Origin of the sequence: Oceanobacillus sp. CF4.6 (assembly GCF_051262635.1) — a bacterium.
Classification (GTDB): Bacteria; Bacillota; Bacilli; order Bacillales; family Amphibacillaceae; genus Oceanobacillus.
This window is the reverse complement of record NZ_JBIMEX010000002.1, coordinates 537,874-557,769: the sequence shown is the minus strand read 5'-3', so window position 1 is coordinate 557,769 and position 19,896 is coordinate 537,874. Positions and strand designations below refer to the sequence as shown.

At 39.5% G+C, this 19,896-nt stretch carries 19 protein-coding genes; 10 read left to right on the top strand and 9 right to left on the bottom strand.

All coding sequences use genetic code 11. The annotated features are described in order from the left end of the window. Window positions 1-38: 38 nt before the first annotated feature. From ACHABU_RS06360 to ACHABU_RS06345, 4 genes are all read right to left on the bottom strand, one after another. Entirely contained in the window at window positions 39-761 is a 723-nt protein-coding gene (locus ACHABU_RS06360) for an amino acid ABC transporter ATP-binding protein (RefSeq protein ID WP_435763471.1), read from the bottom strand. After that, complete coding sequence (locus ACHABU_RS06355) at window positions 758-1,420, bottom strand: amino acid ABC transporter permease (protein ID WP_435763469.1); 663 nt, start codon at window positions 1,418-1,420, stop codon at window positions 758-760. The genes ACHABU_RS06360 and ACHABU_RS06355 overlap by 4 nt, the downstream gene beginning before the upstream one ends. Window positions 1,421-1,537: 117 nt before the next feature. Beyond that, window positions 1,538-2,386, bottom strand: coding sequence for a glutamine ABC transporter substrate-binding protein (locus tag ACHABU_RS06350; RefSeq protein WP_435763467.1), 849 nt, complete (start codon window positions 2,384-2,386; stop codon window positions 1,538-1,540). 329 nt (window positions 2,387-2,715) lie between these two features. Continuing rightward, window positions 2,716-2,970 (bottom strand): GlsB/YeaQ/YmgE family stress response membrane protein, encoded by a 255-nt coding sequence (locus tag ACHABU_RS06345; protein WP_435763465.1) that lies wholly within the window; start codon window positions 2,968-2,970, stop codon window positions 2,716-2,718. 346 nt (window positions 2,971-3,316) lie between these two features. On the opposite strand from ACHABU_RS06345, the gene dacB reads away from it, so the two are divergent. Beyond that, window positions 3,317-4,846 (top strand): D-alanyl-D-alanine carboxypeptidase/D-alanyl-D-alanine endopeptidase, encoded by a 1,530-nt coding sequence (gene dacB / locus ACHABU_RS06340; protein WP_435763463.1) that lies wholly within the window; start codon window positions 3,317-3,319, stop codon window positions 4,844-4,846. A gap of 126 nt (window positions 4,847-4,972) precedes the next feature. Here the strand turns inward: dacB and ACHABU_RS06335 are convergent, their stop codons facing one another. Next, on the bottom strand, window positions 4,973-6,418 hold the full coding sequence (locus tag ACHABU_RS06335; RefSeq protein ID WP_435763461.1) for an alkaline phosphatase PhoX: 1,446 nt from the start codon (window positions 6,416-6,418) through the stop codon (window positions 4,973-4,975). A 209-nt stretch (window positions 6,419-6,627) separates the two neighbouring features. Here ACHABU_RS06335 and tatA point away from each other — a divergent pair, with 209 nt between their 5' ends. The 5 genes from tatA to ACHABU_RS06310 all read left to right on the top strand — a co-directional run bounded on the left by tatA (window position 6,628) and on the right by ACHABU_RS06310 (window position 11,996). Further along, window positions 6,628-6,825, top strand: coding sequence for a twin-arginine translocase TatA/TatE family subunit (gene tatA / locus ACHABU_RS06330; protein ID WP_435763459.1), 198 nt, complete (start codon window positions 6,628-6,630; stop codon window positions 6,823-6,825). A 129-nt stretch (window positions 6,826-6,954) separates the two neighbouring features. Further along, window positions 6,955-8,688: a phospho-sugar mutase gene (locus tag ACHABU_RS06325; protein ID WP_435763457.1), complete on the top strand. Its 1,734-nt coding sequence runs from the start codon at window positions 6,955-6,957 to the stop codon at window positions 8,686-8,688. Window positions 8,689-8,842: 154 nt separating this feature from the next. Beyond that, a complete protein-coding gene (locus tag ACHABU_RS06320) occupies window positions 8,843-9,694 on the top strand; it encodes an HAD family hydrolase (protein WP_435763455.1) in 852 nt (283 codons plus the stop codon). A gap of 317 nt (window positions 9,695-10,011) precedes the next feature. After that, window positions 10,012-11,277 (top strand): alcohol acetyltransferase, encoded by a 1,266-nt coding sequence (locus tag ACHABU_RS06315; RefSeq protein ID WP_435763453.1) that lies wholly within the window; start codon window positions 10,012-10,014, stop codon window positions 11,275-11,277. A 5-nt stretch (window positions 11,278-11,282) separates the two neighbouring features. Further along, window positions 11,283-11,996, top strand: a complete 714-nt coding sequence (locus tag ACHABU_RS06310; RefSeq protein WP_435763451.1) for a DUF6320 domain-containing protein — start codon at window positions 11,283-11,285, stop codon at window positions 11,994-11,996. A 269-nt stretch (window positions 11,997-12,265) separates the two neighbouring features. Here the strand turns inward: ACHABU_RS06310 and ACHABU_RS06305 are convergent, their stop codons facing one another. The 4 genes from ACHABU_RS06305 to ACHABU_RS06290 all read right to left on the bottom strand — a co-directional run bounded on the left by ACHABU_RS06305 (window position 12,266) and on the right by ACHABU_RS06290 (window position 16,075). Continuing rightward, window positions 12,266-14,434, bottom strand: a complete 2,169-nt coding sequence (locus ACHABU_RS06305; protein WP_435763698.1) for an EAL domain-containing protein — start codon at window positions 14,432-14,434, stop codon at window positions 12,266-12,268. Then, a complete protein-coding gene (locus ACHABU_RS06300; protein WP_435763449.1) occupies window positions 14,404-14,649 on the bottom strand; it encodes a PAS domain-containing protein in 246 nt (81 codons plus the stop codon). The genes ACHABU_RS06305 and ACHABU_RS06300 overlap by 31 nt, the downstream gene beginning before the upstream one ends. A 62-nt stretch (window positions 14,650-14,711) precedes the next feature. Then, on the bottom strand, window positions 14,712-15,107 hold the full coding sequence (locus tag ACHABU_RS06295; protein ID WP_435763447.1) for a hypothetical protein: 396 nt from the start codon (window positions 15,105-15,107) through the stop codon (window positions 14,712-14,714). Between the two features lie 470 nt (window positions 15,108-15,577). Then, window positions 15,578-16,075, bottom strand: coding sequence for an N-acetyltransferase family protein (locus tag ACHABU_RS06290; protein ID WP_435763445.1), 498 nt, complete (start codon window positions 16,073-16,075; stop codon window positions 15,578-15,580). Window positions 16,076-16,462: 387 nt separating this feature from the next. Here ACHABU_RS06290 and ACHABU_RS06285 point away from each other — a divergent pair, with 387 nt between their 5' ends. From ACHABU_RS06285 to ACHABU_RS06270, 4 genes are read left to right on the top strand one after another with little or no spacing between them, the layout of a single operon-like run. Then, a complete protein-coding gene (locus ACHABU_RS06285) occupies window positions 16,463-17,290 on the top strand; it encodes a PHP domain-containing protein (RefSeq protein WP_435763443.1) in 828 nt (275 codons plus the stop codon). Further along, window positions 17,287-18,081 (top strand): sugar phosphate isomerase/epimerase family protein, encoded by a 795-nt coding sequence (locus ACHABU_RS06280; RefSeq protein WP_435763441.1) that lies wholly within the window; start codon window positions 17,287-17,289, stop codon window positions 18,079-18,081. The genes ACHABU_RS06285 and ACHABU_RS06280 overlap by 4 nt, the downstream gene beginning before the upstream one ends. Continuing rightward, window positions 18,078-18,863, top strand: a complete 786-nt coding sequence (gene surE / locus ACHABU_RS06275; RefSeq protein WP_435763439.1) for a 5'/3'-nucleotidase SurE — start codon at window positions 18,078-18,080, stop codon at window positions 18,861-18,863. The genes ACHABU_RS06280 and surE overlap by 4 nt, the downstream gene beginning before the upstream one ends. After that, entirely contained in the window at window positions 18,864-19,895 is a 1,032-nt protein-coding gene (locus ACHABU_RS06270) for an ABC transporter substrate-binding protein (RefSeq protein ID WP_435763437.1), read from the top strand. Window position 19,896 lies beyond the last annotated feature (1 nt).

Here is a 19,896-nt window from a genome sequence, read left to right as displayed (position 1 = left end):
ACAAAAAAATGGAAGCAGGAGAACCGTCCCCATGCTTCCTATAAAATCTTGTTTAAGAATTCTTTGGTTCGTTCTGACTGGGGGTTTGTAAAAATTTGCTCTGGGTCGCCTTGTTCAACAATGGCACCATCGTCCATGAACAGGACTCTGTCGCCAACTTCTTTTGCAAATCCCATTTCATGTGTGACGACGACCATTGTCATTCCTTCGAGTGCGAGTTGCTTCATTACTTCGAGCACTTCACCGACGAGTTCGGGATCTAAAGCGGAAGTTGGTTCGTCAAACAGCATCATTTTTGGCTCCATCGCAAGTGCTCTGGCAATGGCCACACGTTGCTGTTGCCCCCCAGATAGTTGGGAAGGGAATTGTTCTGCTTTATCCGATAAGCCAACTTTTTCTAGTAACTTTAATCCGCGTGCCCTAGACTCCTTTTCGGAAAGTTTACGAACTTTCTGTGGAGCGAGCATAATATTTTCAATTACATTTTTATGTGGAAATAGATTAAACTGCTGAAATACCATCCCGATTTCTGTTCGTACCATATTAATATCTGTTTTTGAATCACTTAAATTATAACCATCAATAACGACATCTCCACTTGTAATGGACTCCAGCATATTTAGACAACGGAGAAAAGTACTTTTCCCCGAACCACTCGGACCAATGACACAAACAACTTCCTGTGGCTCGATATGGCAATCGATTCCTTTCAGCACTTCATTGTTTCCAAACCTTTTATGTAAATCTTTTACTCTAATCATTTTATATCCAACCTTCTTTCAACAATGCGCAAGACAAAGGATAACGACAGTGTAATAGCCAGATAGAAAACGGCAACCATTGTATAAATTTCTACCGCATTAAAATAGTTTGACGCAACCAATCTACCTTGAAACATCAGTTCCGGAACGAGAATAACAGATAATAACGACGTATCTTTTATACTGATAATAAACTGATTTCCAAGTGGTGGAATCATCCGCTTAAAAGCTTGTGGCCATACAATGTAACGCATCGCTTGACTATGACTTAACCCGAGTGAACGTCCGGCTTCCATTTGCCCTTTTTCAATAGACTGAACGGACCCACGGACAATTTCTGCAATGTAAGCACCTGAATTCAATGCGATGACGAGGATACCTGCTGTCACGGATTCCATATTATAATTCGTAATTAAAGGGAGAGCGAAAAATATCCAAATCGCCTGAACCAATACAGGAGTTCCTCGAATAACTTCTACGTATAAGGAAGCAATTCCATATATAATTTTATTTTTGGCAATTCGCCCAAATCCAAAAATACCACCTAAAACAAACCCAATTATCAGTCCAATTATCGAAATTAACAGGGTATAATAAAGTCCAGTCCCTAACTGTGGTAAGAATTCAATAACTCCTACCCAATCAAATCTTCCTTCCATTGTTCCACCTCACATAATGAAGCTAAGGATTATCACAAAACAAAATGATAATCCTTAGCTTTTTCATTTTCTTAGAAGATTAACTCTCGTTGTGTATAAATTTTACCTGGAAAAAACTTATTCAGTTGGTTCTCCAAACCATTTGGCATAGATTTCATCATAGGTGCCATTTTCTCTTAAACTAGCTAATGCCTCATTAATAGCAGTGACAAGATCTTCTTCACCTTTCGTAATCGCGATACCATAATCCTCAGCCTGATACAAATCTCCAACTACCTTCATACTACCTTCACCTTGAGTTTGAATATAGTAGTTAACGTTCGGTGCATCATAGAGAATCGCATCCGAGCTGCCATTTTCTACAGAAAGATAAGCTTGGTCTAATTGCTCGTATTGATTTGCCTCAGCACTCTCAATATTTTCTTCAATATAAGATGCACTTGTTGAACCTAATCGAGTGGCAACTGTTTTTCCTTCGAGATCTTCTATTCCATTAATATCTTCATTATCACTTGCAACTCCGATAGCCAAACCAGATTCATAGTAAGGATCACTGTAATCGATTGCCTTTTTTCGATCTTCTGTAATACTGATTCCAGCAATAGCGATATCGAATTGCCCAGTTTGCAATCCTGGAATAATTCCATCAAAATTCGTTGTTTCCAATTCGATTTCAAATCCTGCTTCTTCTGCAATCGCATGAATCAAATCAATATCAAATCCTGTATACTCACCGTCTTCCATAAATTCAAATGGAACAAATGAAGTATCACTTACTACCGTGTATGTATCTTCTAGTTCTGCCCCTGCTGATGCTTCAGTGCTCTCGGTACTCTCTGAGCTTTCTGTACCTCCAGTGTCTTCGGTGTTATCTGTCTCTTCCTCCGACCCACATGCAGCCAACACAAGAATAAACATGATAGAAATAATTACAGTAACCTGTGTTTTCCAATTTCTTTTTTTCATTTAATATCCCCCTCGTATAAACATTCACTTGTTACAATATAGTGACAACTATAATGTTACCAAAGATGTGACTTTTTAGAAAATTTAATATTATACGAAATAAACGGATATAACCGCATAAAGTAGGGTGTTGGGACTTATGTCGGTCATATGCTTAGGAATATGCTGAATAACTAGTATTTAATGATGATTCTGTCGATTTAAATGGAAGCATGGGGACGGTTCTCCTGCTTCCATTTTTTAAGGGATTGGAAGAAGCAAAGGGACGGTTCTCTTGCTTCCATTTTACAATTATTCGGAAGTGTAGAACCGTCCCCGTGCTTTATTTATTAAGCGTTTTTTCGCATAGCTTTCATAATTAGACTTACGATGAAAATAAGAACAATTGCACCAATTAATGCTGGAATAATGAAGAAGTCTCCAATTTCAGGTCCCCAACTTCCTAAGATTGCGGAACCAAGCCAAGCACCAATAAAACCTGCAATAATATTACCAATAATTCCACCTGGTATATCTTTTCCAACGATTAGACTAGCAATCCAACCTAGAATACCACCAATAATTAAACTCCAAATAAATCCCATGATTATCTCTCTCCTTTTTATCGTGATGTATTATACTGTATTACCTATTTATCAAGTTTATAAACTTAAATGGAGAATTTGTTAATTGAATCAGCGAAATAAGGGAATAATGGTGCCTATTGCTTACTACTTATCGTATGAAATGAATGGGAGGCGGTGAATATGGACTGGTTGTTGGGAGCGTCCGCAGAGAAGAGAGCATCATACCTCATGTCCAGAAGATAACTTGCTCCTAGCCTTACCTGGGAAGGAAGCACCAGAACCGTCCCCGTGCTTCCGTTTGCTATTCCCATCCTGTTTTACTGTATAATGTAAATATTCAAAATTTGAAAGGTGTGATATGTTCATGAAGTTGAAGTGGCGGATGAAACAAGGAGCATTATTGGTTGTAATTGCAGTATTTGCAGGGTTCTCCTTTATAGAACAGGAAGAAGCACTATTTGTAAATGCGTCCGAAGAAATTACAGAAGCAGAATTCACTGAAAATGCTACTTTGGAGGAAAAATTGGCTGTCATTCTAGAGAATGAAATGTTGGATGGAACGGTAACTGGCATAAGCGTGAAGCATGCTGATACTGGTCAATTGCTTTTTTCACAGGACGGAGATATTCGCCTACACCCGGCATCCAACATGAAATTACTTACATCAGCAGCGGCTTTGGATACACTTGGTGCAGATTATCGATTCAGCACGGAGGTGTTAACGGATGGTGCGCAAAAAGGAAATATACTACATGGGAATTTGTACATAAAAGGTAAAGGTGATCCGACATTATTGAAAACAGATCTTGATCAATTTGCAACAGATTTGAAGGACCAAGGGATCAGCAAAATTAAAGGTGATCTCGTGGGAGATGACACCTGGTATGATGATGTTCGTCTCTCCGAAGATCTAAATTGGTCAGATGAGCCCTTTTATACAGGTGCACAGATTTCTGCATTAACCCTATCACCAAATGACGATTATGACGCTGGAACAGTTATTATCCAGGTCAGCACAAAAGAGGAAGTCGGTGGAAAAGCAGAGGTGACAGTGAGTCCGGAAACCGACTATGTCACAATTGAAAATAACACCGAAATGGTACCCGCAGGTGAGTTGAAGGATATTTCCATTGAAAGGGAACATGGATCGAATAAAATTATAATAGAGGGAACGATGCCAGTAGAAGGCTCTAATTCACGCTCATGGGTCTCCGTATGGGAACCGACGGGATATGCAACGGATGTATTTCGGAAAGCCTTAGAGGAACAAGGGATTACATTCATTGGAAAATCAGAGGAGAGATTCGAAGCAACTCCGGTCGATGCAAACCTACTTACCTCCAAGGAGTCTATGCCACTGAAGGAATTACTGATTCCATTTATGAAATTAAGCAACAATGGCCATGGGGAAGTCTTAACGAAAGAAATGGGAAAAGTTGTCCATAACGAAGGAAGCTGGGATAAAGGCATTGAAGTGATGGAAGAAGTCGTAACAGAGCTAGGTGTAAACCCGGATACGATCCTGCTTCGCGACGGATCGGGAATGTCGCATAAAAATATGATTCCAGCAAATGACCTTGCACAGCTGCTTTACGCAGCACAGGAAAAGAGCTGGTTTCCAGTATTCCAACATGCTTTGCCAATTGCAGGAGAGCAAGAACGTTTCGTTGGCGGGACATTGCGTAATCGCATGACCTCCGAACCGGCTAAAGGCAATGTCACAGCAAAAACAGGCTCACTAACTGGAGTATCCACACTTTCCGGCTATGTAACAACAGCCGATGGTGAGGACTTGGTTTTTTCCATCATGATCAATAACTACCTCGGCTCAAGTGGGAATATACAAGAAGTAGAAGATAGCATAGCAACATCAATCGCCGGACACGAATTTTAGCAACTAGAAGCACGGGGACGGTTCTCCTGCTTCCGTTTTACATTTATGGAAGCAAAAGAACCGTCCCCGTGCTTCCTCGACAAACAAAAAAAGAGCTCAATTGAGAGCTCTTTTCAATGATTCTCTTTAAATGATAGGCATGCCATGGCGCTGGAAAGCAGCGGCTTCAAGATTTGACATTCCTTGAACTTCAGCAAATGCTACAAGATTTTCCGGGATTTTAGGTTCATAGTTTTTCGGTGGTGCTGCATGACCCATTCTACGCTGATTTCCGGAATTTCGGATTGCAAAGGGTCCCCAGATTGCAAGGGTCAAGCCTGGCGATTGAATATTTATGAAAAATGTTTTGCCATCAGGGGAGAAGGTAGGTCCGGCCAATTCAGAGTTATTCAACATATTTTCGGCAAAGACGTATGTTTCTCCTTCTGGTGTGATTCCTATAATGCGGTCCGTCCCATTGCCATCTTCGGCAATCCATAAATCTCCCCATGGAGTGATGGTAATGTTGTCCGGTGATTCCAGATCATTTGATTTTGTTGATTCATAAAAGAGTTCTAACGTATTTGTGGCAGGGATATAACGATAAACTGTTCCTAGATTTTCACTGCCACCAGACGTATCGGAAAACCAGTATACACCGCCTACAAAATGGCAGCCTTCCAAACGTGAGAACTGGATACAACCTTGTTGCCTTGCTTCTAGAGTAGGCTTTTCGGGGTTCACATCTTTCCAAACGATTCCGAATTTTTGCCCAGAGTAAAAATTGCTCGCCTCGTCCGAACTCAATTCCTCAAAGGCAGCAGCCTGTAGTTGGCCACCTTTTTGTAAGGAACCAATCTTTTGACTGCGGTCTACCGGTATATAACGATAAAAATAACTTGGACCAGCATCTTCTGTCAAATAGACGATTCCCGTTGCAGGGTCAACATCAACAGCTTCATGGGAAAAAGCCCCCATTTCCCGGATTGGCGTTTTTGACAAGTTACTTTCCGGTTCAAGAGGATCGACTTCGAATACATAGCCATGTCCTTCCTCAAGTGTCTCTTCACAGGTTAACCAAGTCCCCCATGGGGTGGCACCTCCTGCACAGTTACGAATGGTACCTGCAGAGGTTACGTATTCTTGTTGCACTTTACGGTTTGCGTCTACGATAAGTGCCGTGGTCCCACCAGTATTATCTTTATCATATGGATTTTTACCAATTACAGGGTTGCTAGTGTCAGTGGTCAATTCGTGATTACGTACGAGAAGTGTTGAATTTTTAGGTCCGTTAAATGCGGCCATGCCATCGAACATGGATGGAATTGGACGGCCATCCGAAAGTTTACCGCCTTCTTCAGAGATAATCCGGTACTGAAATCCTTTTGGAAGCTTGAAGACTCCGCCTGTATCATCTATCAAAGGCCCATAGCCACTAAGTACACCTTTTGAATTCGCTGATTTTGCTGAAGCTGCTAATGCGTTATTTCCACCGAGGGAAAGGATACCTGTTGCTCCTAGTGCAATTGTTGCCGTACTCATTCCGCCGACCTTCAAAAACTTACGCCTGTCCATATTCGATTTCTCGTTCATGGAATTCCCCACCTTTGGATAGTTTTGTCAATCCTAAATTGAAAAGTCTATGGAAGACAAATCAACTATACACATAGACTATCAATACTTTATTAACTAGATATGTAGTTGTAGTGAAAATAATGTAAATTCTGTTATTATTCGCATTTTCTATTAATGGGACATGTTAAGGTTGAAAAGAAAGTTTAACGAAGGAGGGGATGTGCTACATGTTGTCATCGATTGGTATACCAGGATTAATTCTAATTTTAATTATCGCGTTAATTATTTTTGGGCCAAAAAAACTCCCAGAGATTGGAAAAGCTGCAGGAGATACCTTACGAGAATTTAAAAATTCCACGAATACTCTAACAGCCGAAACGGCAGCTGAAGAAGTAAAAGAAACAACACACAACTCAAAAAAATAAAACAAACGGAAGCACGGGGACGGTTCTCCTGCTTCCATTTTTACATTTATGGAAGCAAAAGAACCGTCCCCGTGCTTCCTTTTTTATAGTATAATGGCCATATTGATGAATGGATGGGGGCATGTATTGATGGAATGGCAAACAAACTTTAGTAAATGGAATCGTTTTGAGAAATTAGAGGAAGAACTTAAGGGGAAATTGGCTGAATTGGAGAAAGATCCAACGCAACTCGAAGATAGCTTTTACAAAACTTTGGAATTTGGTACTGGTGGAATCCGCGGGGAACTTGGTCCGGGAACAAACCGGATGAACATCTATACCATCCGAAAAGCTTCAGAAGGATTAGCGCGTTACATAGAAGAAAATGGTGAGGATGCAAAAATGCGTGGAGTTGCAATTGCATATGATTCGCGTTTCAAATCGCCTGAATTTGCGATGGAAGCAGCGAGAACGCTTTCAAGTCATGGTATTCAGACATATGTATTTGAATCACTGCGTTCGACACCAAAATTATCTTTTGCAGTAAGGTACTTGCATGCATACAGTGGAATCGTTATTACTGCAAGCCACAATCCCCCGGAATACAACGGGTTTAAAGTGTATGGGGATGACGGGGCACAGCTTCCACCATTAGTGGCAGATGAAGTGATTGCAAAAGTTAATGAAGTGGACGATGAATTAACCGTTGCTGTTGGCGATGAAGAAAAGCTGAAAGCAGCAGGCCTTATCAACATAATTGGCGATACGGTAGATCAAGCTTACATGAAGCAGATTCAAACTATCAATGTCAACCCGGATGTGATCAAGCATGTCGCGGATGATTTCAAAATCGTGTTTACGCCATTGCATGGAACCGGGAATATTCCAGTGAGAAAAGGTTTGGAAGCAATCGGATTCAAGCATGTCCATGTAGTAAAAGAACAAGAACTGCCGGATTCAAATTTTCCCACGGTCACATCACCGAACCCGGAAGAACATGCAGCATTTGCGTTGGCCATCCAGTATGGCGAAAAATATGATGCAGATATGTTGATTGGAACCGATCCGGATGCCGATCGCGTAGGTGTAGCTGTTCGAAACAGCCAAGGCAATTATGAAGTGCTAACTGGCAATCAGGTTGGTGCACTTTTGCTACATTATTTGATTACCGAAAAACAAAAGCAGGGTGAGCTTGCGTCAAATGCTACGGTCCTAAAAACAATTGTAACATCAGAAATCGGACGCGATATTGCAGCGGCACACGGCCTGGATACGATCGATACTTTAACCGGATTTAAATTTATAGGTGAGAAAATCAAGGAATATGAGCAAACCGGTGAGAGAAGCTTCCTATTTGGATATGAAGAAAGCTACGGCTACTTGATTGGCGATTTTGTACGTGATAAAGATGCGGTACAAGCATGTGTGCTGATCGCTGAAGTTGGAGCATATTACAAATCAAAGAACATGACAGTGTATGAAGGGCTGTTGGATATCTTTAAACAATATGGCTACTATAAAGAAGGCCTTGAGTCACTAACATTAAAAGGAAAAGACGGTGTTGAGCAAATCAATGCGATATTAACTGCATTTCGTAATAACCCTCCAGTGAAAATGGCTGAAAATGCTGTTGTAGCAGTGGAAGATTATCAAACGAGTAAACGTGTAGCAGGTGATTTGGAAGAGGACATTCTTTTACCAAAATCCAATGTGCTGAAATATAGATTAGAAGGTGGATCATGGTTCTGCCTTAGACCATCCGGTACAGAGCCAAAAATTAAATTTTACTTCGGCGTGAAAGAAGATACACTTGATGCTAGTGAAAAAGCATTGGAAAAATTAAAAACTTCCGTCATGCACCGAGTAAACAAAGAAATAAAATAGGAAGCATGGGGACGGTTCTCTTGCTTCCTCAAATGAGTAATTTACATTTTTAATGAAAGATCTCCTTAACGTGAGGAGGTCTTTTGTTAAATTTTTTACTTTTACTGGAACATGAAAAATAATCCATTGTTACACCGCCTGGGAGGGACTAATAATGAAACTAATTGCTATAGACTTGGATGGTACATTGCTGTCTGAAGATGGTTCGATAAGCAAAGAAAATAGAGCAGCAATACGTGAGGTGCAAAGCAGGGGAGATATAATTGTGATTTCCTCGGGCCGTTCACTGCATGATACGAAACAGATTATGAGAGATGCAGGGATTCAATGTCCTATCATAACTGGGAATGGAGCAGTTGTATTTCATAGTGATGAAATACTTCAGAACTTATACTTAGAAGTGGAAGTTATCGGAGAATTAATGGATGTTATTGATGAAGATGAAGTCTATTATGAGCTCTATACAAATAAGGGCGTTTATATTGAAGAAAGTGGAAGGGAACTTTTAAATAAGGAAATTCAGCGTTTGCATAAACAGAATGCCGATTTGGACTTGGAAGCGGCTAAAAGAATTGTTGAAATTCAATACGAGCAGAACGGACTCACTTTAGTTCCTAACTATCGGGATATAGATTATGAGCCGTTAGAAGTTTATAAAGTATTTGTACTATCTTTTGATCGCGGGAAACTCTTGGAGCTTCGGGATAAATTACAGGAAAGAAATGATATATCGCTCACTACCTCCGGCCTGCAAAAGCTGGAAATCGGAAACCGCGAATCTAGCAAAGGGAATGCACTTCGGTTTATTGCGAAACACTTTGATGTCCCTCTGGAAAATACAGTTGCCATTGGCGATAATTTAAATGACCTTTCCATGTTTGACGTTGCGAAGATCAGTATAGCAATGGAAAATGCGGAACAAGTAGTGAAAGAGCAAGCCACATATGTCACGAAGGAAAATAACGCGAATGGAGTCGCATATGGATTGAGAGAGTATGTTGAATGATGGAAGCATGGGGACGGTTCTCTTGCTTCCTTTTTGGTGTGGAAGTAGTTTTTTTGGCTCTATATAATTGCTCTAAACACCACTCCCTGAGAAGTTGAGCGATAACCTCGGCGTAATTCCAACTAACAGCAACGCCATCCACGAACCCCCTTAGGTGCCTGTCACTCCCCGAATTTTGTCACATATTGTCGAATAGGAAGCAGGAGAACCGTCCCCACGCTTCTTCCACGCTTCCCAGTGCGTGGGGTTTTCCTGTATGATACAATTACTTGATGACTAATAGAGGTTAATCCTTATTTGCAAAGGGGCTAAAATTGATGAAGGATGACGATTTGTGGTACCGACTTGATAATGCAGGAAAACTATATTCATCCATCATATCTTCCAGGGCAACAACTTTGTTTAGAGTGTCCGCCACACTGACAAAGTCAATTGATCCTGAACTTTTACAAGCAGCTTTGGATGCGTCGTTGGAGCGATACCCTTTTTATAAGGTGCAATTAAAGCAAGGTTTCTTTTGGTATTATTTTGAGGGGACGAATCAAACCCCGATGGTGGAGAAAGAAATGTATTATCCATGTATGAGTTTATCTATTAAAAGACGAGGGTCTTTTCCATATAGGGTGTTATATTTTAATAAGCGAATTGCCTTTGAAGTGTCTCACAGTATTACGGATGGAACGGGTGCGCTTATTTTTTTACAAGAGCTTCTCACACAATATCTTCATTTGAAGGAGTCTGTACCGTTAAAAAGTGAGAAAATAAGCGAAGTACAGTTGCAATCGGAAACGGAAAATGCGTTTCGAAAGTATTACGAAAAAGATATTCCCGCTCCAAAATCCCGAGTTGGGAAATCATTTAAGCTCCCAATCCAACTGGACAAAAAAGGGCAATACCATATCATGACAGGAATTTTGAATGTAGACTCGTTAAAGAAAAAGGCAAAAGCGTACGATGTTTCCATCACGATATTGCTGACTGCTATTTATATTGAGAGTCTGTTAAAAATACAAGAGGAAACAGGGGGACGTAAAAAGCCAATCGTTATCAATGTCCCCGTTAATATGCGGTCCTTTTTTGAAAGCAAGACGATGCGGAACTTTTTTGTAAGTATCACTCCTTCCATTGATGCAAGGCTTGGTGTATACGATTTTGAAGAAATTTTAGCGGAGTTAAAGATTGAGTTTAGCCGGTTACTTACCCCTAAAAAGTTAAAGCAGTATATTAAGCGCAGTGTAATCAGTGAGAAATCTTTAGCCTTAAGATTAATGCCATCGCCAATCAAGGATATCGTGGCTCCATCTATTTATTCCTTTTTTGGTGAAGGCCAATATACCAGTGGATTGTCCAACTTGGGAATTGTCCAGATGCCAAGCGAAATAAAAGACTATATCGAAAGGGTTGAATGTTATCCACCTCCTAGTATAGGGAATAAAGTAAAAGCTTTGATGATAAGCTACAATCAGCATGTTTACATCTCTTTTGGAAATTTAACGAAAGACCGAATGCTGGAACGGGAGTTTTTTCGAAGAATTCGTAATCTCGGGATTGACGTGACTATAGAAACAAACGATGAGGAGTAAAAACAATGGCCTATTGTCCAAAATGTGGCATTAAAGTAGAAAGAGATAATCGATCTTGCCCATTATGCAACTTTCATATCCCAAAAGTGAATGAAGCCGATGTAGCGGTAGAAAGAAAGTTTCCTAAAGCTGCCAACCCATACCCTGCACATCTGAGAAGGGTGCTAAACCGGATTTTTGTCTTTGTAACTTTACTGGTATTTGTCGCAGTTAGCCTCATGTTCTATATAGACTATGAGTTAAATCAGGATTTTACCTGGTCAAGATATATCAATATTAGTATTCTGGCTGGCTTGGGAATTTTATACTTCTCATTCGGTTATGTTCAAAACTACTATAAAGTAATTATTGGGATCAGTTTGATTTCATTAGTACTGTTATTTGGATTGGACATTTTCAGTGGGAGTCTTGATTGGTTTATCCCGTTAGCATTACCAATCGTTGTTGGGACCTCCGCCATAGGTGTAAGCTACTGGAGTTTAATTAGAGCCCTATCTGTAAGAGGATTTAATGTTATCGGATTTTTCTTTATCGCCGTTGCCATCCTTTCTATGTGGATAAACTTTTTCATTAATCGATATCAACATGAAACGGATCTATTAAATTGGTTAATCGTCACTGCCTTTCAACTATTACCAGTAGCTCTAATCATGATCTACGTCAAATTCGGTATGCCGGAACGAATCAAACAAAAAATCGCACGAAAATTTCATTTGTAATTGGAAGCACATGTGGAAGCACGGGGACGGTTCTTTTGCTTCCAATCGCGTGTAGGTAAGCGCTATTTAAAAGGATTTCCGGGAATGATTTCCGCGGATTCCCCAATTTATCGGCGAATCGCATGGCTTATTCCGCGATTTCCAATGTGATATCCGAGAATGCGAATGGACTCCCCACCCGCACAGACCCATCCGGTGCCTGTCACTCCCCGGAATTTGTCAATTATTGTCGAAAAAAAAGGAAGCAGGAGAACCGTCCCCATGCTTCCTCAGTTTTTTAAGAAAAATAGATGTGCGTCTTCATATATAAATTCGGTATCTGGTATTTCCTGATTTGCATTTCTTAATGTACTCATCAGGTTGATTAGAGGTGCTAAGCGATCTTCATCATGTTGGTTTAAATCAAAAGAAACGCCATAGGAGTACATATCAGCCTTTTCCTCGTTTTTCCATTTTAATATGCCGTTTAAATCAAATAATTCATTTATCAGTTTAAATTCAAACATAAATTTCATATCTTCGTTGATTGGCAGCTTTAACGAAGATACCATTTTCAAGCCACCCAAGCTGACGTCTTCGATTAAAATTTTTGTGGAGCCGAGTTCGACTTTTCGATTGGCGACTTCTGTAATGGTCATTTCACCTCGTACATGATATGGAAAAACGAACCGAAAGAAATCTCTACGTTCTTCCTGTAAGACAGGCTTCATCTTCGTTTTTGTCGGCTTTAAATATCCGATTTGTATCATTTGCTCATACTTTTCCAGTTGAACAGGCTTTGAAAATAAATAGCCTTGGATACTATTGCATTCCTGTTGTTGTAAGAACTCATATTGTTCGTACTCTTCCACACCTTCTGCAACAATGTTTGCGTCTATTGATTTAGCTAAATGCAGAATGGAAGATATAATGCCACGGTCTATTTTGTCTTCATTTGTTAAATTTTTTATGAAAATCTGATCAATTTTTATGGTGTCGGGTTTAAATTTTCGCAAATATTCCATGGATGAATAACCAGTTCCGAAATCATCGATGGCAATTTTCACTCCCAAATCTCGTAAACCTTTTAATGTCGACAGGACACGCTTCTCGTCTTTCAACAAAGAGCCTTCGGTAATCTCAAATTCGATATACTTTGCTGGAATTTGATGAAGAGCCAATTGCTCGCTAACTAACTCTACCAAGCCCTTTTTCATAAAGCGAATAGGGGAGACATTAATCGAAATCGGACGTAGTGTTATCCCTTTATCCTTCCACTGCTTCAGTTGGGCAAAGACGTTCTGAATGACCCAATCACCAATGAAATGAATCAAATGATTTTCTTCAGCCAATGAGATGAATTCGCCTGGTGAGACTAATCCCCAATCTTTATGATTCCATCGAATTAATGCCTCTGCACCCAGAATGAGACCATCTTGTGGATCTACTTGTGGCTGATAGTAGATCTCAAATTCTTCGTTAACGATTGCTTCCCGCATGTCCCTATCCAGTATATATTTTTTATAGGAAGAGATGTCTTTGGAAATAGAATAGATTTGATATTTATTTTTACCATGTTTTTTTGCGTGATAAAGAGCGGAATGGGCATGTTCGAGTAAGGTTAGTTTATTATCTGCATCGTCGGGAAAAAAGCTGATCCCGATGCTTGTTGTAATATGCAATTCATAATCGATTGCCGTAATCGGTTCTTCCATTCTTTGTATTAATTTTTTAGCCAATGTGTTTACAGAAGCTTTGCTTGAATCGTTTTTTACGATAATTACAAAATCATTACTACTTAACCGACCGATGTATCCTTCTTCTGGCGTCATTAAAACAAATCGATCCGCGATCATTTTCAATGCTTCATCGCCAACTTGGTATCCGAGAGAATCATTAATGATATTAAACCGATCAATATCAAGGTACAGTAACGCAAATGGCTCGTTATTTTCACAGAGTCGATCTATTTTTTCATAAATGCTTTGTTGGTTCGGCAGTTTTGTAAGCGGATCATGCATACTTAAATAGTCCAGTCTTTGGTGCATCTCTATTTCCGGTGTGATATCCACAAGCATCCCAAAGAGGCTTTCAATGTCTCCATGCTCATTAAAACGGGGAATCGTTTGATCATAGACCCATTTTGTAGTGCCATCTCCGGCATTGATTTGATATTTATGTTTAATGGATTCTCCTTTTTTCAGTAGATGTTGCTTTACAAAAACGTCCGTACGATGCTTAGGGTCAATCATATTTTCCCAAATTGAAGCATCGTTATATAACTCTTTTTTTGAAGTATGGAGTATATCTTCAACTGCCTTAGAAGCATAGTTGACTTGTCCTGTAGTATAATCCTTCATCCAAATCCCAGCTGATAAGTTATCAAAAGTATACCGATAGTTTTCGTTGTTACTTTTGAGGTCATTTTCTAGTCTTTTTTGAACGGTATCATCTTTAATAACCCCAACAAACTTATACGGCTTATTATTTTTCCATGAAAGATGCGGTATTCACTCTTGAAATTTTTCCCTTCGTCAACTTTATGAAGAACCATTTCAAAATCATCTGGGTGAACAAATTCAAAAGGTTTATGCACATTGACATTATCCGAGTAATCTAAACCAAATATATCAAAGCAGGAATCCGAACAAAATATCTTATCATCATTAATCAAGTACTCCCAGCTGCCAAATTCAGCGATTTGCTGGGCATGATTTAAATGTTTTTGATTTTGACTTAGGGACTGTTGTAAGCTTTTTTGTTCAGTAAGATAATTATTAAGTAGACGCCTTCTACAGCATTTTTCCCCTCTTTTATAGGAATGAAAGTAGTGTTGAGGTAGAGGATCTCACTATCTTTGTGGTTGATTTCGATTTCATGACTTTCAGACTTCCCTTTTAATGTTCGTTTAAAAGCTGATTCAAAAGTCCTGTACGCATGTTTAGAAAATATCTCTTTAAAATCTAACTTATTATTAGGTGAATAACCTAATAATTCATTAATATCATCGCTATGGTTCTTCGAGATTATTTCACCATTTGGGGAAAATAGAATAATGATATTCGGATGATATGCTGCTAAAGCAGAATAGCTATGTAATAAATTTGACTCCGTATTTTTGTTCGCCTTCACTCGGTCAACAACTTTCGTACGATTGCCTATAAATAATTGGTTTAAAAAATTTTAATTCACAACCATAACCCCCCAATATCCTTGCAATAAAATATCTGATTTTTCTCTTTTGAAGTTAAGTATGATTTAATTTAATAGAAAAGGATATAATCCAAAAGACCTATTTCACCTAGGAAGCACGGGGACGGTTCTTTTGCTTCCAATCGCGTGTAGGCAAGCGCGATTTAAGGGTTTCCGGAAATGATTCCGCGTATTCATCTCGTTTATTCGCGTATTTCTAAATTTACCGGCATAGTGTACGACTTATTCCTCGAATATGAAGATATTTCCGCGCTTTCCAATGTTATATCCGCGAATGCGCTCTCCACCCGCAAAGACCGAACCATCTGGGTGCCTGTCACTCCCCGAATTTTGTCACATAATGTCGAAAATGGAAGCAGGAGAACCGTCCCCATGCTTCCACCACCAAGTTACAATCGCTTTTCAAAGCCCAAAAACGGCAAAGTCCGCTCTTTCATATAATACTCTCCAACCTTCTGATAACCGAGTTGCGTAAATAAACGTTCTGCTTTTTCATTAATGGAATATGTATCAATCTTCATACCAGATAAACCCAACTGTTTGAAATATTGCTCAAGAAAAGTAATCATCATGGAGGCAATGTTTGATTTGCGATGGCCTGGGTCAACAGTTAAACGGTGAAAAGTGCCACATTTATCGTTGGGAAGTTTCCATTTCAACGTATCATACTCGTTCGCTAAGTTTTGATCGGCCGTAATAAAACCTAAAACAGTACCAGCATTCTCGTATATAAAGAGAGAAGAATGTTTTATATCCTCTGTAAAATGATCAACAGTTGGATAACTTTCATCCCATTGATTGCTTCCTTCAGCGTTCATTACCTCTATTGCTTTATTAGCAATCCTTACAATAGTATTTAAATCCTTACTTGTAGCTAGCCGAATCATGCTGTTCCATTCTCCTCTTGAAGTAATCTTATCAGTAAAGCATTATCTTCTAATGCATTAAACATTATAATACATCATGGAATTTAGGAAAACGAACATTGCAACGAATTCATAAATGGAAATGGAAGCAGGAGAACCGTCCCCATGCTTCCTGATGTTAATTTTTTGTAAATTCTTCATGTTGGGTTTACATGATAAAAATGGTGTAGCAGGTAAAACTCGGGTGAAGTGCGTCGTATTAGGGTTTATTTGTAATTGGATATTTATGTAAAATAACCCAATTGTAAATACAATTTACATAACTAATATAGTTTCTTAAATTCAACTTTAATTGTCCTTAACATTCGTTATTTATAATGAAGTTAGGTTAAGAGGGAGGAGGATTCGATGGACAGAATGGAATTGCATATTCATTCTACATTTTCAGATGGCGAACAGACGCCGGAGGAGATATTGCGTTTAGCAAAAGAAGAAAACATTCAGGTTCTTTCCTTTACCGATCATGATGAAACAGGAGCTTATAAGCAGGGACGTGAATTGGCGAATAAGCTTGGCATTCAATTAATTCCAGGAATTGAATTGAATACCGACGGTGAGGACGATGAATTACATATTCTTGGATACTTTTTTGACACGAATCATCCTCGGATGGTCAAACATATTGCATGGCGGAAAGAAGAACGCAAGCGCTGGGCAAGGAAAATCATTGATCGGCTGAATGAGTTGGATTATATGGTTACATTTGAGGACGTAGAAAAGTATAGCTACGGAGATATTATTGTACGCACACATATTGCGAGCGCACTTTATGACAAAAATTACTTTCCCACTTCTCAAGATGCTTATGATTCCCTTTTAGTAAAAGGAAAGCCAGCATTCATTACGCGAGAGCCTTTCTCAGCTGAAGATGCCATTGTATTAATTAAAGACTGTGGTGGAGAAGCTTACTTAGCCCATCCTGGTGCATATCCTTTTTCCATCAATGAAAAAAATATCCTTTCCTATGGAATTGATGGTATTGAAGTGTATCACTCCAAACATAGCGAGCAGGATGTGGAATACTGGAAGCGATTTGCGGAAATACATCACTTGCTGATTTCCGGTGGTTCCGATAGTCATGGGCCAGATTCCCGTAATCCTTTTCCAATAGGAAGTATTCAAATAGATCACATATCAAGAAAACATTGGCTAGAAAGAGTTGGTTCGACACGATGAAACTATTTTTTGCATCGTCTTTATGTTGGGACTATCCCCCAATCGGAGTGATAGCCATTGCAAAGGAAAACAAGGTACAAGGCTTGGAACTGTGGGCGGAGCATATCTACCATCACCAATCAGATCCTTATGAAATTCGCTCCGCTGCTGATAAAGAAGGTATCACGTTATCGTTACATGCCTCGAGCTGGGATTTGAATATTTGTTCTATTAACAAAGGAATTCAGGAACAATCCGTACGTGAGTTAAAGAAATCTATTGATCTAGCAGAAGCACTTCAGGTTGTGCATATGACCTTTCATCCTGGCAGATTCACGGTGAAAAACTATTTAGCCAACGAACATATGCAGGCAATGGTAAAAAACACAAGAATGCTCGTGGAATATGCTGCAGCCAAAGGGGTCATTCTTTCTCAAGAATTAATGGAGCCAATTCCAAAAGAGATTATAACGAATCCGAGAGTCATGAATACGTTTCTCGAGCAAGTTGGACAGGGGCTGCACGTTACGTTGGATATTGCGCATACACCTTTGGAAGAAAACAGCATCAATTACTTAGACAAGTTGGAGCGGGTAAATAGTATTCATTTAAGTGATTCCAGCAAGAAGCAGTATCATCTGCCGCTCGGGGAAGGAGAAATTGATCTTGACTCGGTACTAACTTCCTTATCGAACACTGATTTTCCAGTTGTGCTGGAAGGGATGGATACTTCACGAGAATTAACTTTTTTAAAAAAGCATCTAGCATTTTTACAGAACGCTGGTTGGATAGAAAGGAAGACAAACGTTTGAAAATATTAATTACAAATGATGATGGTATTTTTGCGCCAGGAGTAGAAGCACTGGCTGATTTACTTTCCCATTTTGGCGAAGTGGTGATCGTTTGCCCCGATACGGAAAAAAGTGCCTATAGCCATAAAATCACATTACGCCAGCCACTGAAATTAAAAAAAATTGACTTTGCTCCCAATGCGGAAGCATATGCGGTAAATGGTTCTCCAGCAGACTGTGTAAAACTTGCGATGGAAGTACTGCTGAAGGAAAAACCGGATATTGTTTTTTCGGGAATCAATATTGGACCAAATGTCGGTCGGGATATGTATTATTCCGGAACGATTGCTGCAGCTCAAGAGGCTATGCTGTACCAGGTTCCTTCTGTCTCGGTTTCCTTAGAAACGTTTAAGACGACTAAAATCAAATTCGGTATTGTGAAGCAGCTGCTTTACAATGTTGTGGAGGTGATTCTACAGAATAAAATAGCGAAAAATGTCATGCTCAATGTTAATTTGCCTTATACATCCAAGGAGCTTTGCAAAGGAGTTTGTGTCGTACCGATGGATCTGTCCATCTCCCGTTATAATTTTGTCGCATTAAATGATCCACAGGGACAGGATTACTATTGGCTGAAAGATAATTATCAGGACTTAAAAGTGAATGAAGGAACCGATTATCAACTATTGAAAGATGGTTATATTACCGTCTCACCGATTGATCTAAAGAATACGCAGAAACGAAAAATCGATCAAATAAGCCGCTGGTTCAATAAAATGAATTATATTCAGGAGGAGAACTAAATGAAAAAAAGTCTATTTCTACTACTTACCATGTTACTTCTATTGCTTGCAGCTTGTGGAGACAGTACAGAGGACGAAACAGCAGCAGACGCATCATCCGATGAATCCGGTGAAATGAGTGGAGAACTGGAATTCTATACGTCCCAACCGGATGTGGACGCGGAACAATTAGTAGAATCATTTAATGAAAAATATCCAGATGTTGAAGTCAATATTTTCCGCTCTGGTACAGAAGAAGTAATTAGTAAAATCAATGCGGAAAACCAGGCTGGAGACATTGTTGCTGATGTCCTGCTAGTAGCAGACGCTGTCACATTTGAAGGCTTGAAAAAACAAGATATGTTAATGGAATATGTTTCCCCTGAAGCAGAAACTATCCCGGAAGAGTTTGTGGATGCAGATGGTACGTACACAGGAACAAAAATCATGGCAACTGGACTTGTAATTAATACGGAAGATGTCACAGAAGCACCAACTTCATGGCAGGTACTCACATCTGAAGAAGCAGCGGATCAAGTTGTTATGCCGAGTCCGTTATACTCCGGTGCAGCAGCTTACAATCTTGGTATATTTACGCGCAATAATGCTTTTGGTTGGAATTTCTATGAAGAAATCAAAACGAATAATCCAATGATTACAGAGGGAAATGGTGCTGTTGTAGAAAATGTGGCATCTGGTCAAAAATCGTACGGCATGGTAGTTGATTATTTAGTCGCACGTGCTGCAAATGATGGTTCCCCGGTAGAATTGGTTTATCCAGAAGAAGGCGTACCGGTTATTACAGAACCAATCGGTATTATGGAAAATACAGAACAGGAAGACATTGCAAAAGCATTTGTTGATTTCGTTCTTTCCGAAGAGGGGCAAACACTACAGGCTGAGATTGGTTATACGCCAATACGTGAAGGGATTGACGCTCCAGAAGGACTAAAAGCTTTGGAGGAATTCGAGGTATTAAGCGCACCAATAGATGATTTATATCAAAACCGTGAAGCAGATAAAGAACAATTTGACGAAATATTTTCAAAGTAAA

Excerpts from the sequence above, each read along its gene's own strand:
- ACHABU_RS06320 (WP_435763455.1), top strand. The coding sequence starts at position 8,843 with ATGAAACTAATTGCTATAGACTTGGATGGTACATTGCTGTCTGAAGAT.
- ACHABU_RS06350 (WP_435763467.1), bottom strand. The coding sequence starts at position 2,386 with ATGAAAAAAAGAAATTGGAAAACACAGGTTACTGTAATTATTTCTATC.
- ACHABU_RS06355 (WP_435763469.1), bottom strand. The coding sequence starts at position 1,420 with ATGGAAGGAAGATTTGATTGGGTAGGAGTTATTGAATTCTTACCACAG.
- ACHABU_RS06280 (WP_435763441.1), top strand. The coding sequence starts at position 17,287 with ATGAAACTATTTTTTGCATCGTCTTTATGTTGGGACTATCCCCCAATC.
- ACHABU_RS06285 (WP_435763443.1), top strand. The coding sequence starts at position 16,463 with ATGGACAGAATGGAATTGCATATTCATTCTACATTTTCAGATGGCGAA.
- ACHABU_RS06345 (WP_435763465.1), bottom strand. The coding sequence starts at position 2,970 with ATGGGATTTATTTGGAGTTTAATTATTGGTGGTATTCTAGGTTGGATT.
- ACHABU_RS06290 (WP_435763445.1), bottom strand. The coding sequence starts at position 16,075 with ATGATTCGGCTAGCTACAAGTAAGGATTTAAATACTATTGTAAGGATT.
- dacB (WP_435763463.1), top strand. The coding sequence starts at position 3,317 with ATGAAGTTGAAGTGGCGGATGAAACAAGGAGCATTATTGGTTGTAATT.
- tatA (WP_435763459.1), top strand. The coding sequence starts at position 6,628 with ATGTTGTCATCGATTGGTATACCAGGATTAATTCTAATTTTAATTATC.
- ACHABU_RS06335 (WP_435763461.1), bottom strand. The coding sequence starts at position 6,418 with ATGAACGAGAAATCGAATATGGACAGGCGTAAGTTTTTGAAGGTCGGC.
- ACHABU_RS06315 (WP_435763453.1), top strand. The coding sequence starts at position 10,012 with ATGAAGGATGACGATTTGTGGTACCGACTTGATAATGCAGGAAAACTA.
- ACHABU_RS06325 (WP_435763457.1), top strand. The coding sequence starts at position 6,955 with ATGGAATGGCAAACAAACTTTAGTAAATGGAATCGTTTTGAGAAATTA.
- ACHABU_RS06270 (WP_435763437.1), top strand. The coding sequence starts at position 18,864 with ATGAAAAAAAGTCTATTTCTACTACTTACCATGTTACTTCTATTGCTT.
- ACHABU_RS06310 (WP_435763451.1), top strand. The coding sequence starts at position 11,283 with ATGGCCTATTGTCCAAAATGTGGCATTAAAGTAGAAAGAGATAATCGA.
- ACHABU_RS06360 (WP_435763471.1), bottom strand. The coding sequence starts at position 761 with ATGATTAGAGTAAAAGATTTACATAAAAGGTTTGGAAACAATGAAGTG.